At 68.6% G+C, this 15,035-nt stretch carries 11 protein-coding genes and 1 pseudogene; 10 read left to right on the forward strand and 2 right to left on the reverse strand.

Annotated elements, in window-relative coordinates:
* Positions 1-264 precede the first annotated feature (264 nt).
* The 4 genes from ERL55_RS12455 (at position 265) to ERL55_RS12470 (ending at position 5,101) form a co-directional block, all read left to right on the forward strand.
* Positions 265-696, forward strand: a complete 432-nt coding sequence (locus tag ERL55_RS12455; RefSeq protein WP_129136697.1) for a pilin — start codon at positions 265-267, stop codon at positions 694-696.
* Between the two features lie 316 nt (positions 697-1,012).
* On the forward strand, positions 1,013-2,734 hold the full coding sequence (pilB, locus tag ERL55_RS12460) for a type IV-A pilus assembly ATPase PilB (RefSeq protein ID WP_129136698.1): 1,722 nt from the start codon (positions 1,013-1,015) through the stop codon (positions 2,732-2,734).
* 191 nt (positions 2,735-2,925) lie between these two features.
* Positions 2,926-4,197, forward strand: a complete 1,272-nt coding sequence (locus ERL55_RS12465; RefSeq protein WP_129136699.1) for a type II secretion system F family protein — start codon at positions 2,926-2,928, stop codon at positions 4,195-4,197.
* Between the two features lie 37 nt (positions 4,198-4,234).
* Entirely contained in the window at positions 4,235-5,101 is an 867-nt protein-coding gene (locus ERL55_RS12470) for an A24 family peptidase (RefSeq protein ID WP_129136700.1), read from the forward strand.
* A 53-nt stretch (positions 5,102-5,154) separates the two neighbouring features.
* Here the strand turns inward: ERL55_RS12470 and ERL55_RS12475 are convergent, their stop codons facing one another.
* A complete protein-coding gene (locus ERL55_RS12475; RefSeq protein WP_129136701.1) occupies positions 5,155-5,499 on the reverse strand; it encodes a hypothetical protein in 345 nt (114 codons plus the stop codon).
* 422 nt (positions 5,500-5,921) lie between these two features.
* Between ERL55_RS12475 and xth the strand changes: the two genes are divergently transcribed.
* From xth to ERL55_RS12505, 6 genes are all read left to right on the forward strand, one after another.
* On the forward strand, positions 5,922-6,788 hold the full coding sequence (gene xth / locus ERL55_RS12480; RefSeq protein ID WP_129136702.1) for an exodeoxyribonuclease III: 867 nt from the start codon (positions 5,922-5,924) through the stop codon (positions 6,786-6,788).
* Between the two features lie 116 nt (positions 6,789-6,904).
* Positions 6,905-7,081, forward strand: coding sequence for a DUF3606 domain-containing protein (locus ERL55_RS12485; protein ID WP_129136703.1), 177 nt, complete (start codon positions 6,905-6,907; stop codon positions 7,079-7,081).
* Positions 7,082-7,096: 15 nt separating this feature from the next.
* Positions 7,097-9,775, forward strand: coding sequence for a DNA ligase D (gene ligD / locus ERL55_RS12490; protein ID WP_129136704.1), 2,679 nt, complete (start codon positions 7,097-7,099; stop codon positions 9,773-9,775).
* A gap of 178 nt (positions 9,776-9,953) precedes the next feature.
* Complete coding sequence (locus ERL55_RS12495) at positions 9,954-12,374, forward strand: DUF3772 domain-containing protein (protein WP_129136705.1); 2,421 nt, start codon at positions 9,954-9,956, stop codon at positions 12,372-12,374.
* Positions 12,371-12,985, forward strand: a complete 615-nt coding sequence (gene coaE, locus ERL55_RS12500; RefSeq protein WP_129136706.1) for a dephospho-CoA kinase — start codon at positions 12,371-12,373, stop codon at positions 12,983-12,985. The genes ERL55_RS12495 and coaE overlap by 4 nt, the downstream gene beginning before the upstream one ends.
* A 245-nt stretch (positions 12,986-13,230) precedes the next feature.
* The gene (locus ERL55_RS12505; RefSeq protein ID WP_129136707.1) at positions 13,231-13,731 is read left to right on the forward strand and encodes a ferritin-like domain-containing protein; all 501 of its coding nucleotides are present in this window, start codon (positions 13,231-13,233) and stop codon (positions 13,729-13,731) included.
* 290 nt (positions 13,732-14,021) lie between these two features.
* Here the strand turns inward: ERL55_RS12505 and ERL55_RS12510 are convergent.
* Positions 14,022-14,975, reverse strand: a pseudogene (locus ERL55_RS12510) (Nudix family hydrolase); the annotation flags it as partial.
* Between the last annotated feature and the right edge of the window lie 60 nt (positions 14,976-15,035).

Raw genomic sequence — 15,035 nt, forward strand, 5'->3', positions numbered from 1 at the left:
GCGGTCGCGCGGCACCGAGGCACACCCAACCTTTCGCGTCACTTCGAACCCTCGAACTGACGCGTCGCGTCACCCCGACTCGTTCCGGCAATCCCATTCTGTGACCCCACCCGGCAAAACCTGCCACTCAGGGGATCCCCGACAGGGTTGGCACGCGAGTTGCGTAGATCATGAGGCACGTGCGGGACGTCGCACGGCTGCCAACGGACCCGGCACCCGCCGCCCACCGGCACGTGAGTTCAAATCACTCCTAGGGGATACACCATGAAGAAGATGCAGAAGGGCTTCACGCTGATCGAACTGATGATCGTCGTCGCGATCATCGCCATCCTGGCCGCCATCGCGCTGCCGGCTTACCAGGACTACGTGGCTCGTGCGCAGGCGAGCGAAGCACTGACCGCTACGGCTGGCGTGCGTGCTGACTTGGGCGTTGAACTTGCAGAGAATGACGCGTTTCCTGCTGCTGGTAGTCCGATTCACGCCGCCACCTTGCTCCTTGATGGCAAGTACTTCGCCCCGGGCGGAGCGGTTCTGGGCGGGGGCAATGGCGTCATCACTGTTACGTTTAATGATGGTGCGCTCGACACCCAAGCTATGACCATTACGCCGAACCTGTCCGCCACTGGTGACCAGATCGCAAGCTGGACCTGTGCAGGCCTGACTAAGCCGAACCATATCCCGTCCGGCTGCCGCTAATCATTAGCGACTAGCCAGCGGAGAACATCCTTCCGGCTTTCAACATGGACCCCGGCTTCTGCCGGGGTTTTTGTTTGTTCGATCTGTACGGTGTGATCTGGTCCACGACCCCTATTTTTTCCCGCTTCGCGTTCTCGCCTCGCGGCAATGACCGGGCTATTGATCAGAATTGAATCAGCTCACTGCGACCCCGAGAGTCGGGTTCAGATGACGACGAATGTCTCGAATCTCGAATCCGCTGGTCGCGCCGGCCAATCGAGACTGACTCAGCTTTGCCCTTGCGCTAAAGTCGCGTCAGTCTGCAGGGAACATTCACATGAGCGCAGTTGTCTCCGCCAACCTTGTCGGCATCACCGGCATCGCCCGCCGTCTTGTGATGGATGGCGCGCTCGACGAGGCGACCGCCCGTGAGGCACTCGACCGAGCTTCAGCCGAGCGCAAGCACGTCAGCGCCTGGCTGCGTGAGAATCGCAAGATCACCGGCGCCCAGTTGGCAGCCGCGAACTCCATCGAGTTCGGCATGCCGCTGTTCGACCCCGCCGCGATGAATGCGGGCGAAAGCGCGGTGAAGCTGGTCAAGGACGAGCTGTTGCGCAAGCACTGCGTGCTGCCGCTGTTCAAGCGTGGCGGCAAGCTCTTCGTGGGCACGGCAGACCCGACCGACACCCGGGCGCTGGACGAAATCAAGTTCCACACCAACCTGGTTGTGGAGCCGATCCTGGTGGATGAGGAAGTGCTGCGGCGCACCCTCGACCTGTGGCTCGAGGCCAACGACAGCTTTGGCGACGCGCTCGAAGATGCGGAAGGACTCGAAAGCCTGGACGTGGGCGGCGACGAGGACGGCCGCCCCGACACCGTGGCCGACGGCAAGGACGACACCCCGATCGTCAAGTTCGTCAACAAGGTACTGGTGGATGCGATCCGCAAGGGTGCATCCGACATCCACTTCGAGCCCTACGAGGATGATTACCGGGTGCGGCTGCGCATCGACGGCATCCTCAAGCAGGCGGCGAAGATGCCCGTCAAGCTCAACGGGCGGATCACGGCGCGCCTGAAGGTGATGGCGCAGCTGGACATCGCCGAGAAGCGCGTGCCGCAGGATGGGCGCATCAAATTGAACCTGTCCAAGACCAAGCAGATCGATTTCCGTGTCAGCACCCTGCCCACCCTGTTCGGCGAGAAGGTGGTGCTGCGTATCCTCGACGGCAGCGCGGCGAAGCTGGGCATCGAGAAGCTGGGCTACGAGCCCGACCAGCAGAAGCTGTTCATGGATGCGGTGCACAAGCCCTACGGCATGGTGCTGGTGACCGGCCCGACCGGCTCGGGCAAGACCGTGTCGCTGTACACGGCGCTGGGCATCCTCAACGACGAGCAGCGCAATATCTCCACCGTCGAGGATCCGGTGGAAATCCGCCTGCCCGGCGTGAACCAGGTGCAGCAGAACACCAAGCGCGGCATGACCTTTGCCGCGGCGCTGCGCTCGTTCCTGCGCCAGGACCCGGACATCATCATGGTCGGCGAAATCCGCGACCTGGAAACCGCCGAGATCGCAGTGAAGGCGGCCCAGACCGGCCATATGGTGCTGTCGACGCTGCACACCAACGATGCGCCGCAGACCATTGCGCGCCTGATGAACATGGGGATCGCGCCGTACAACATCACCTCTTCGGTGACGCTGGTGATCGCACAGCGCCTGGCGCGGCGGCTCTGCGAGAAGTGCAAGAAGCCGATCGACCTGCCGGAGAACGCACTGCTGGCGGAGGGGTTCACAGCGGACGAGATCCATGCGGGCCTGAAGCTGTTCGACGCCGGCAGCTGCGACGACTGCACCAATGGCTACAAGGGCCGGACCGGCATCTACCAGGTGATGCCCATGAATGAGGAGATCCAGGCCATCGTGCTGGCGGGCGGCAATGCGCTGGAGATCGCGGAGGCGTCAAAGCGGTCCGGGGTGCGGGATCTGCGGCAGTCGGCCCTGTTGAAGGTGAAGCAGGGGGTGACCAGCCTGGCGGAGATCAATCGGGTGACGAAGGACTGAGCCAGGAGCGCCCTCACCCGCCCCTTTGGGGCACCCTCTCCCGTTGAACGGGAGAGGGGCAAAGGCGGGGGCGAAGCCGCGGGTGATGCAAAGGCTGCCGGGCGTCACAGTGGGAAATTCCGCACGGGGCCGCGACGCGCTACCATGCGGGCGTTACCCGGCCCGGGGAGGCCGGTCAAGGGGATAAGCCGATGTCCGTGACCCGATCCGCCGCCAAGTCCGCGGCCCGCAAGCCCGTGTCGCCCGGTCGCCAGGGCGTGACCCTGGAGACGTTCGTCTGGGAGGGCACCGACAAGCGCGGCAAGAAGATGAAGGGCGAGCAGTCGGCGAAGAACGCCAACCTGCTGAAGGCCGAGCTGCGCAGGCAGGGTATCAGCCCGGGCGTGGTCAGGCCGAAGAAGAAGCCGCTGTTCGGCGGGACCGGCAAGAAGATCACCCCGAAGGACATCGCGGTGTTCAGCCGGCAGATCGCCACGATGATCAAGTCGGGCGTGCCGATCGTGCAGGCCCTGGAGATCATCGGCAACGGGCACAAGAACCCCAAGATGGCCGACATGATCAACGCCATCCGTGTCGACATCGAAAACGGCACCGCGTTTGCCGAGGCGCTGGGCAAATACCCGGTGCAGTTCGACGAACTCACCCGCAACCTGGTACGCGTGGGCGAATCCGCCGGTGTTCTGGAGACAGTGCTCGACAGCATTGCTTCCTACAAGGAAAACATCGAGACCCTGAAGGGCAAGATCAAGAAGGCGCTCTTCTATCCCATAACGGTCATCGCCGTCGCGATCATCGTCAGCGCGATCCTCTTGATCTTTGTGGTGCCGCAGTTTGAATCGGTGTTCTCCAATTTTGGCGCTGAACTTCCTGCTTTCACCCAGATGATCGTCGCCGCCAGCCGCTTCATGGTGGCGTACTGGTGGTTGATCCTCGGCATCGTGCTGGCAGCAGTCTTCGGCTTCATCTACGCCTACAAGCGCTCGCCATCCCTGCAGCACGGCATGGACCGCTTCGTACTGAAGATTCCGGTGATCGGCCAGATCATGCACAACTCTGCCATCGCCCGTTTCAGCCGTACGCTGGCGACCACCTTCAAGGCAGGTGTGCCACTGGTGGAGGCGCTCGAATCCGTCGCCGGTGCGACCGGCAACATGGTCTACGAAAAGGCCACCTGGCTGATCCGCGACGATGTCTCCGTCGGCTACCCGATGAACATGGCGATGAAGCAGGTCAACCTGTTCCCGCACATGGTGGTGCAGATGACCGCGATCGGTGAGGAAGCCGGCGCGCTCGACACCATGCTGTTCAAGGTGGCGGATTTCTACGAGGAAGAGGTCAACAACGCGGTCGATGCACTGGCCAGCCTGATCGAGCCGATGATCATGATCTTCATCGGCGTGGTCGTCGGCGGCATGGTCATTGGCATGTACCTGCCGATCTTCAAGCTGGCGGCCGTGGTCTGATCCGCAGCCGCTAGCCCGCTCCTCTAGAATCCTGCGCATGGCATTTCTCGATCAGCACCCCGAACTGGGGTATCCGGCTGCGGCTGCGCTCGGGCTCATGCTCGGCAGCTTCCTCAATGTGGTGATCCTGCGGCTGCCGAAACGGCTGGAGTGGGAATGGAAGCGCGACGCGCGCGAGGTGCTGGAAGCGCCGGAGATCTACGATCCACCGCCACCCGGCATCGTGGTGGAACGCTCGCACTGCCCGCACTGCGGCCACCAGCTGAGCTGGTACGAGAACATCCCGGTCTTCAGCTGGCTGGCGCTGCGCGGCAAGTGCCGCTCGTGCAAGGCGCCGATCTCGATCCAGTACCCGCTGGTCGAGCTGCTGACGATGCTGCTGGTACTGGCCTGCGTGTGGAACTTCGGCTTCGGCTGGCAGGGCTTCGGCGCGATCGTGCTGACCTGCTTCCTCGTCGCGCTATCGGGCATCGACCTGCGCACGCAGCTGCTACCGGACCAGTTGACGCTGCCGCTGATGTGGCTGGGGCTGATCGCCGCCGCCGACAACTTATATATGCCCGCAAAGCCTGCGTTGCTCGGCGCCATCGCGGGCTATGTGAGCCTGTGGTCGGTGTGGTGGGTGTTCAAGCAGCTCACCGGCAAGGACGGCATGGGCCACGGCGACTTCAAGCTGCTGGCCGCGCTGGGTGCGTGGTGCGGCCTGGTGGGGATCCTGCCGATCATCCTGGTGTCGGCGGTCGCCGGTGCGATCATCGGTTCCATCTGGCTGGCCACGCAGGGGCGCGACCGGGCATCGCCGATTCCGTTCGGGCCCTATCTGGCCATCGCGGGCTGGATCGTCTTCATGTGGGGCGACCGGCTGATCGGCTGGTACATGGGCGTGGCGGGGCTCGGGGGCTAGGGAGCCGCCCTCATCCGGGCTGCGCGCCACCTTCTCCGGCGTGCGGGGAAGGGTCAGGCGGCGGCCCGCGGGATTGCGGCCGTGGTCGGGCGCTCGGCAATCATCAGCGCGATCCGCAGCTGGTAGGCGGCGCGTTCCGCCGGGGTGGTCGGCAGGCTCTGGATCAGCGAGAGCTCGCCGCGGAACCAGGTCCAGAAGTCCTCGTCGGCCGGGTAGCGCTCGCGCGCCCAAGGCAGGCGGCGCTGCAGGGAGCACAGGCGGGTCTCAAGTTCGTCGGAAAGCGCGCCCGGGCGCCTGGGCGACGCCTCCGTCGACGCGGCGGGACCAGTGGACACCAGGTGCGCGTCAGCGCCGGATGCCATCGGCGCGGCAATATCGACAGATGCGTGCTCGACCATGATCCTTCCTCCTTGCGCGTCGGCCGAGCGTAGGCGGTTCCGCGTCATGGCGGCGGCAAGATCACGCAGGCGTCCCCGCCGCTGCCGCGCGCCATCGGGTGCGCGGCAACACCATCGGCGATCGGCGCGCCCGCGGGAGCCTCGCGCTTTCGCTCAAAGGCTGACGTGGACCCCGCCTCGCCACGCGCTGGTCAGGGCAACGCGAATCCGCGCCGGCTTCACTCCTTGCCGATCACGCCCGCCCTACGCTCGCCGTCCAGATCGGGGAGTCCTGTCATGAAGCCCACGCCGATCGGGGAATCGTCGTCACCGGCACCAGCAGCGGCCTCCGACCGTGCGCCGTGCTTGTGGGAGCGACGCTGGCCCCGATCGATCCCGCCCGGAGATCGCCTGAACACGGATGATCGCGCCATGGTGCGGGCATGAGCCGCCGCACGCTCCGGCTGGCCACTTTCAACGTCAACGGCATCGGCACCCGGCTGCCGCATCTGCTCGCCTGGCTGGAACGCGAACAGCCCGACATCGTCGCGCTGCAGGAACTGAAGGCGCTCGACCAGGCATTCCCGGTGGATGCCCTGGACGCCGCCGGCTACGGCGCGATCTGGCAGGGCCAGCGCTCGTGGAACGGCGTGGCGCTGCTGGCCCGGGGCGCGGTGCCGGTGGAAAGCCGGCGCGGCCTGCCCGGTGACGCCAGCGATACCCAGAGCCGATATCTGGAGGCGGCGGTGCACGGCATCGTGGTCGCCTGCCTGTACCTGCCCAACGGCAATCCGCAGCCGGGGCCGAAGTTCGACTACAAGCTGGCGTGGATGGAGCGGCTGATCCGCCACGCCCGCACGCTGGTGGAGCTGCCGCACCCGGTGGCGATGATCGGCGACTTCAACGTCATTCCCACCGACGCCGACGTCTACGACCCGAAGTCCTGGCGCAAGGACGCGTTGCTGCAGCCGGAAGTGCGCGAGGCCTTCGAACGCCTGCTGGCGCAGGGCTGGACGGATGCGCTGCGCACGCTGCACCCGGACGAGACGATCTACACGTTCTGGGACTACTTCCGCCAGCACTTCCAGCGCGACCGCGGCCTGCGCATCGACCACCTGCTGCTCAACCCGCCCCTGGCCAAACGCCTGAAGGCGGCGGGCGTCGACCGCTGGGTGCGCGCGCTGGAAAAGCCCAGCGACCACGCACCGACCTGGATCGAGGTCACCGCGCCCGCCGCACCACGCAAGCGCGCACCCACTGCGAAGACCGCGAAGACCGCCAGGAGCGCGAAAAGCGCGAAAAGCGCCTGACGCACCCCGCACGCGCGCGACGCTGCGTTGGCCGCACAGAGCGGCTGACACGCCGGTTCACGGCGGCACCACAAAGGCCATCGCACGGTGTGGCCACCCTCACCTGGAGACAGCCCATGGCCGACGACAAGACCCAGACCGGCAGCCCGGACCGCGACCGCATCAACATGAGCGAGGACTACGAAGTCCAGTACTGGACCAAGGCGCTGGGCGTCAGCCGTGATCGCCTGCAGGAGGCCGTGGACGCGGTCGGCCCCACCGCGGACGCGGTGCGCCGCCACCTCGGCCAGTAACGCCCCGGCGCCGGCATGAGCCTGGCCGACTACCGCCGCAAGCGGAGTTTCGACAAGACCCGCGAGCCGGAGCCCGGCAAGCCGGTGCCCAAGGGCAGGCGCGCGATCTTCGTGGTGCAGCTGCACCACGCCAGCCGTCGTCATTACGACTTCCGCCTGCAGGTCGGCGACGCCCTGAAGAGCTGGGCGGTGCCCAAGGGCCCGAGCTACGACCCCGACGTCAAGCGGATGGCGGTGGAGGTCGAAGACCACCCCGTCGACTACGCCGGCTTCGAGGGCGAGATCCCCAAGGGCCAGTACGGCGGCGGCCATGTCGCGCGCTTCGACCACGGGGTCTGGGCCACCCGCGGCGACCCCGAGGAGCAGCTGGCCAAGGGCCATCTGCGCTTCGAGCTGTTCGGCGACAAGCTCAAGGGCGGCTGGCACCTGGTGCGCTCCGGCAAGCCGGCGCGGCAGCCGCAGTGGCTGCTGTTCAAGGACAAGGATGCCTACGCCGGCACGCTGGAGGCCGACGACCTGCTGGCCGACGTCACCCCGCCACCCGCGGCGGACCTGAAACGCGCAGGCGCCGGCAAGGCGGTCAAGAAGAAGCTCGCCACCGCGCCCGCACCCGCGCGCCGTCGCCGCCGGGACTGGGCGAAGAAGGCGCTGGCACTCGACGGTGCCAAGCGCGCCGACGCGCCCACCGGGCCGTTCCAGCCGCAGCTGGCCAAGCTCGGCGATGCCCCGCCCAGGGGCGAGCAGTGGCTGCACGAGCTCAAGTGGGACGGCTACCGCATCCTCGCGACGATCGCCGACGGCGAGGTCCGCCTGTGGTCGCGCAATGCGCTGGAATGGACCGACAGGATCCCCGAGATCCGCGACGCTATCGCCGCGCTCGGGCTGAAGTCCGGCGCGCTCGACGGCGAGCTCATCGCCGGCAAGGGCACCAAGGAAGACTTCAACCTGCTGCAGTCCACGCTGTCGGGCGAACGCCAGGGCGCGCTGGCCTTCGCGCTGTTCGATCTGCTGCACCTCGATGGCGTGGACGTCACCGCCGCACCGCTGCTCGAACGCAAGGCCCTGCTGCAGGAGCTTCTGGATGGTGCGCCGCCGCACCTGGCCTACAGCTCGCATATCGAAGGCGATGGCGACGCCGCGTTCAAGCTGGCGGGCGACACCCACTTCGAGGGCATCATCTCCAAGCGCATCGACCGTCCCTACCACGGCGGCCGCAGCGACGACTGGCGCAAGACCAAGCTGCTGGCGAGCGACGAGTTCGCCGTCGTCGGCTACACCGCGCCGAAGGGCAGCCGCACCGGCTTCGGCTCGCTGCTGCTGGCGAAACCGGATGCGGAGCATGGCTGGCTGTATGCCGGACGCGTGGGCAGCGGCTTCAACGACACGCTGATGCGCGAGGTCACCGCGAAACTCGGCAAGGGCGGCGCGCGCAAGCCCACCGTGCACGTGGGCACCACCGACACCGACCTGCGCACCGCCACCTGGTTCGAGCCGTGCTTCGTGGTGGAGGTGTTCTACCGCGGCATCGGGCGGCAGGAGCTGCTGCGGCAGCCGTCGCTGAAGGCGGTGCGCTGGGACAAGTCCGTGGACGATCTTGCAGATTCCGATCGCGGGCCGGGCGCTGGCAAGCCGGCGAAGAAGGCGGCGAAAACCGCGAGCAGGGCCGCGACGAAGACGGCCGCCTCGAAAGCGGCTGCAGGGAAGGCAACGAAGGCCGCCCCGACCAGGGTTGCGGGCAAGCAGGCCGCTGCGAAGAAGTCGACGAAGCGCACGACGGCCGCGACATCCAGCGCCACCGCAGCCCCGTCACCCGCGGCCGATCGCACGCCACCGCGGCTGTCGAGCCCGACCAAGGTGCTGTTTCCCGACATCGGCGCGACCAAGAAGGATGTCTGGGATTACTACACCGCCGTGATCGACCACCTGCTGCCGGAGATCGCCGGGCGGCCGCTGTCGATCATCCGCTGCCCCAGTGGCGTCGAGCGCCCCTGCTTCTTCCAGAAGCACCACACCGCCGGGCTGGAGCTGGTCTCGTCGGTGCGGCTGAAGGAGGACAGTGGCGTCAACGCCTACTACCTGATGGTGGAGGACGAGGCCGCGCTGATGGAGCTGGTGCAGTTCAACGCGATCGAGTTCCATCCCTGGGGCTCGCACGCGGCCGAACCCGACATCGCCGATCGCGTGGTGTTCGACCTCGACCCCGGGCCCGACGTGCCGTTCGCCGAGGTCAGGAAGGCCGCGGTCGATATCCGCAAGCTGCTGGCGCAACTCGAACTCGAATCCTTCCTGCGGGTGTCCGGCGGCAAGGGCCTGCATGTGGTGGTGCCGCTCAACCCGGGCTGCCACTGGGACCTCACCAAGCGCTTCGCACACGGGTTTGCCGATGCGCTGGCGCGTGCGCAGCCGGACCGCTTCCTCGCTACCGCCACCAGGAGCCTGCGCAACAAGCGCATCTTCGTCGACTACCTGCGCAATGGCCGCGGCGCGACCGCGGTGGCCTCGTACTCGCTGCGCGGCCGGCCGGGCGCACCGGTGGCGCTGCCGCTGGCATGGAGCGAACTGTCGAAGCTCAAGCGCGCGGATGCCTTCACCATCCACGAGGTACCGGCGCTGCTGCGTCGCCGCCGCAAGCACCCGTGGGCCGACATCGACCGCATCACCCAGGACCTGTCGCGCTGGTCCGACGCGGAGTAGCGCCATCGGCCACGATTGGAGAGGTCGGCGTACAGCGCGGATGAGAGCGCCTGCACCTGACGCGTGGACATCACGCCTGCGGCGGCGACAATGGCGGCCGACTCCCGTCCGAACGGTCCGCATGACGCCAGCGCCCAGGTTCCGCTGCAGTTCTGCCCGCTCCACGCAACGCGGGGCGTTGTCGCATCCGCTGGCCGCGCGTATCGCCATGGTGTTGCTGTGGCTGCTGCTGATGGCGCCGGCCTTCGCGCAACCGGCGGTGGAACCCACGGCCCCCGTCCCGGCCGCGGAGGCGGCGACCGCCACGCTCGACACGGCCGACGACGAACTCCTGGCCCTGCGCGAGCGGCTGGGCGAAACCACCGACACCGCCGGCTTCGTGCAGCTTCGCGATGCCGCGGTGGCACTTGACGTGCGCGTGCAGGATGCAGTGCGCACGCTGGAAGCCGAACTCGCAGGCGTGCAGGGTCGCCTCGACGAACTGGGGCCGATCCCGGAGGACGCCGCCGGCGAGGACGCGGGAATCCGCGAACGCCGTGCCGAGCTTGCGGCGCGCGTTTCGGTGCTCGATGGCGCGGTCAAGCGCGGGCGGCTCCTCGGCATCGACATCCGCGACGTGCGCGAGGAGATCACCGCTACCCAGGGCCGCCAGCTCGGCGAGCAGCTGTCGCAGCGCTACGGTTCGCCGCTGACGCCGCGGCTGTGGCATGCGGTCGCGGAGGACTTCCCCAGCGACCGCCAGCGCGTGGAGGCGTTCCTCGGCCTGCTCGAGCGCAGCGTGCGCGATGGCATCGCCCGCTTCGGGGTGCCGGTGGCGATCACCATCCTGGTGCTGGCGGGGGTGCTGGCGTGGCCGCTGCGCCGCGTGCTGCGTCGGGCGGGTCGCCGCTTCGCATTGCGCCACACCCCCGGCGACAGCCGCCTGCGCCGCACCGCGCTGGCGGCATGGCTGGTGCTGTCGAGCATGCTGTGCATCGGCCTGGCGGCGTGGCTGGCGTCGCACCTGCTGCGCTGGGGTGACCCGCCGGTGGCGGTGATGGAGCAGCTCGCCAACGCCATCGTGGCCGCCGCGGTGTACGGCGCGCTGGTGGCGAGCCTGGGCAACAGCCTGCTGATGCGCGCCAGCCCCGAGTGGCGCCTGCCCCCGCTGTCGGAAGACATGGTGGGCAGCCTGCGGCCGTATCCGTGGCTGGCCGGCGGGCTGGTGTTCGTCGACCGGGTGGTCGAAGGGGTGATGGTCGCGATCAATGCGCACGCCGCGCTCGCCGCCACCGTCACCGGCGCGGTGGCGCTGAGCTATGCGGTGCTGGCGATCAGCGTGCGGCGCCGACGCCTGCCGCTGGGTGGCGGCACCGACACCGTGGCGGTCGCTGCCTGGGTGCGGGCGCTGCTGGTGATGATCCGGCTTGCGGTGCTGGCGCTGCTGGTGGCACTGGCGCTGGGCTATTTCCAGTTCGCGCTGCTGATCGGCCGCGAGGTGGTGTGGGTGGGCGTGGTGGCGATGGGCCTGTACCTCGCCTGGGTCGGCGTCGACGATCTCTGCGGTCTGGTGTTCGGCGACGACAGCCGGCTGGGGACCGCAACCGCACGCGCCACCGGCATCCGCCCGCACCGGCTGCGCCAGGCCGGGCTGATCGTCTCGGCGGTGAGCCGCGTGCTGCTGGCGCTGATCGCGATCGCGCTGGTGCTGGCGCCGCTGGGCACCAGTTTCTCCGGCTGGCGCGAGCTGGTCGCGGCGGCGGGCAACGGGCTGCGCATCGGCGAGGTGGTGATCTCGCCGTCCGGGGTGCTCAAGGCGGTGCTGATCTTCGGCGGCGGCTGGGTGGCGGTGCAGGCCCTGCATGGCTGGCTGGTCGAACGCTACCTGCCCGCCACCGACCTCGACGCCGCCTCGCGCAACTCGGTGGCGACCGTCGCGCGGTACTTCGGCATCACCGTGGTGCTGGCGCTGGGGCTGGCGGCGCTGGGCATCGGCATCCAGCAGATCGGGCTGGTGGTGGGCGCGCTGTCGGTCGGCATCGGCTTCGGCCTGCAGGCGATCACCCAGAACTTCATCTCCGGGCTGATCCTGCTCGCCGAACGCCCGGTCAAGATCGGCGACTGGGTACGGGTGGGTGATTTCGAGGGCGATGTGCAGCGCATCAGCGTGCGCGCCACCGAAATCCGCGTCGCCGACCGTTCCACGGTGATCGTGCCCAACTCCGAACTCATCACCAAGCCGCTGCGCAACATGACCCTGGCCAACCCGCTGGGCCGCGTGCTGCTGCAGTTCCCGGTGCCGCTGGATACCGATGTCGACCGCCTGCGCGGGATCATGCTGGAGACCTTTGCCGCGCACCCCGCCGTGCTCGCCGAGCCGGCGCCCTCGATGACGCTCGACGGCATCGCCGCCAACGGCATCCCGGTGACCGCGGTCGGGTTCGTCGATTCGCCACGCATCGCCGGTGGTGTGCGCAGCGAGTTGCTGTTCACCCTGCTGCGGCGGCTGCGCGAGGAAGGCATCCACCTCGCGCCGATGGCGCAGAGCATCCGCGTGCTGCGCGACGACGGCGGTCTGTTCGTACAGGACGACGCATCCCCGACCGGGGACGAGGCATGAGCGCCTACGTGGTCGGGCTGACCGGCGGCGTGGCCTCCGGCAAGAGCGAGGTGGAACGCCGTTTCGCGGCGCGCGGGGTGACGGTGGCGGACGCCGACATCGCCGCCCGCGACGCGGTCGCGCCGGGCAGCGAAGGCCTGGCCGCGGTCGTGGATGCATTCGGCAGCGGCGTGCTGCAGGCCGACGGCAGCCTCGACCGTGCGCGGATGCGGCGGATCGTGTTCGCCGATGACGACGCGCGCCGGCGCCTGGAGGCCATCGTGCATCCGCAGGTGCGCCTGCGCCTGCGTAGCGCCTGCGAAGCCGCGCCCGGCCCCTACGCGATCGCGGCGATTCCGCTGCTGGCCGAAGGCGGGCGTGGGCATTACCCGTGGATCGACCGGGTGCTGGTGGTGGACGTGCCGCGCGAGGTGCAGCTGGCACGCCTGCAGCAGCGCGACGGCATCGACGCGGCGCTTGCCGGCCGCATGCTGGCGGCACAGGTGGACCGCGCGACGCGGCTGGAACTGGCCGACGACGTGATCTACAACGACGGCCCGCTGGCCGCGCTCGACGGCCATGTCGCGGCGCTGGATGCGCGTTACCGGCGCCTGGCCGCAGACGCCTGCTGAGCCCGCGCTCCGTCGATCCGCTGCAGGGCCGGGTGCCGGCCCGCGGCATCTGCGCGCCTTCGTTTTCCCTATGCGCCACGCTCACGGGGCGCTGTCTACGGTCTGGCATCCACGCTGAGCGGCAGCCACCGCAGCGTCGCGGAGACGGCACATCCGCCGCCACCGCGCCTGCCACCGGACGCGACGAGCGTCCGCCCCGCCCGCCCGTGGACCGGTTCCGGCCCCCTCACTCCAGGAGTCACACGATGGCGATCAAGACGATTGAAGACCTCTTCATCCACGAACTGTCCGATACCTACAGCGCCGAGAAGCAGATGACCAAGTCGCTGCCGCGGCTGGCCAAGGCCGCCACCGACGAAGGCCTGGTGGCCGCGTTCGAGGCGCACCTGACCGAGACCGAGGCACAGGTGGAGCGCCTGGAGCAGGTGGCCGAAGTGCTGGGCATCAAGATCAAGCGCATCAAGTGCGAAGCGATGGAAGGCCTGGTCGACGAGGCCAAGGAGATCATCGACGCCATCGACGCCGGCCCGCTGCGCGACGCCGCGCTGATCGGCGGCGCGCAGAAGGCCGAGCACTACGAGATCGCCGCCTACGGCACGCTGTGCGCGATGGCCAAGAGCCTCGGCTACAAGGATGCCCTGCCGCTGCTGCTGGAAACCCTCGAGGAAGAGAAGGCGACCGACGAGAAGCTCACCATCCTTGCAGAGCAGGGTGGCAACCAGCGCGCCGCCGAACAGGCCGCCTGATCGAAGCAGGTGGATGAGCGCCGCCGACGGCTGTCGCGGCGCTCCGGTGGTCCGGAGGCGCCGTCACAGGGTCTCCGGACCACGTTGGCCGGCGGTTGGCCGGCGGGCCCTGGCTGCAATGTGGTCGGCGCCGCGGCCCGGGCGCCTTCTCTCGCCCGACAAGCGCATCCCCTGGCGTTTCTGGTCAGGGTGCGCAACCGCTACACACTGCCGTGCCCCGCACCCATGCCCAGCAGGCGGCGTGCCTGGCCGCGCACCCGCCGCCGTGGCGGGCTGGCCTCGTGCGCAGCCCACAGCGCCCGGATCGCGGCGATGCCCTGCGCGCCATGCGTGCGTGCGATCCCGATGTCGCCGGTGCCCAGGCCCCCGATCGCGTAGATCGGCAGCGACACCTCCTCGCGCATCGCCGCAAAGGCCTCCCAGCCGATCCCGGTGGCGTCCGGGTGGCTCGCCGTCGCCGCGACCGGGCCGAGCACGACGAAATCGCAGCCCACCTGTTGCGCGTGGCGCAGTTGGGCGATGTCGTGGCAGGAAGCACCGAACGGAATCTCCTCGGCCACCGGGCGTGTTTCGCAGGCCATCAGCTGGGCCGCAGGCAGGTGCAGCCCGCAGCCGTGCTCCGCCGCCAGCACCGCATCGCCATTGACCAGCACCTCGGCGTCGACCGCGCGTGCCAGCAGCGCCGCCGCGGCGACCAGCCGCTCGCGTCGCTCGGGCCCGACGCCGGGCAGGCGCAGCTGCAGCCGGCGGACGCCATCGGCAAGCAGCCGCTCGACGCCGGCCAGCCAGTCCTCGTCGCGTTCGTCCTCCGCAGGCGGCGGCGTGACGGCGTAACGATCCGGCTGGCGTAACGCCGCCACGACCGGGCGATCGGCCGGCGGCATCATGTAGCGTTCGAGCTTGTCCTGCGGCACCCAGGCCATCGCCTGGCCTTCATGTCCCTTCGGCGTGCCGCGCCAGCCATCGATCATCCGCACGTCCAGGCGCAGGCGCTTGTGCGGGTAGCGCTGCGGCACGCTGATCAGCGGTGCGCCGACGTCGACGCGGATGCCCAGCTCCTCGTCCAGCTCGCGCACCAGCGCCTGCTCCGGGGTCTCGCCCGGCTCGCGCTTGCCGCCGGGGAATTCCCACAGGCCGGCCAGGTCACGCCCCTCGGTGCGGCGGGTCAGCAGCACGCGCCCGCGCGGGTCGGTAATCACGCCCGCCATCACTTCGACGACGGGGGCGTTGTCTTCGTCACTCATGGCGACATCATCAGGAACAGCGGTTCTGTCGGGGTGAATGTTGTCGACCAGAAGCATCCC

This window comes from Luteimonas sp. YGD11-2, from assembly GCF_004118975.1.
GTDB classification, from domain to species: domain Bacteria; phylum Pseudomonadota; class Gammaproteobacteria; order Xanthomonadales; family Xanthomonadaceae; genus Luteimonas; species Luteimonas muca.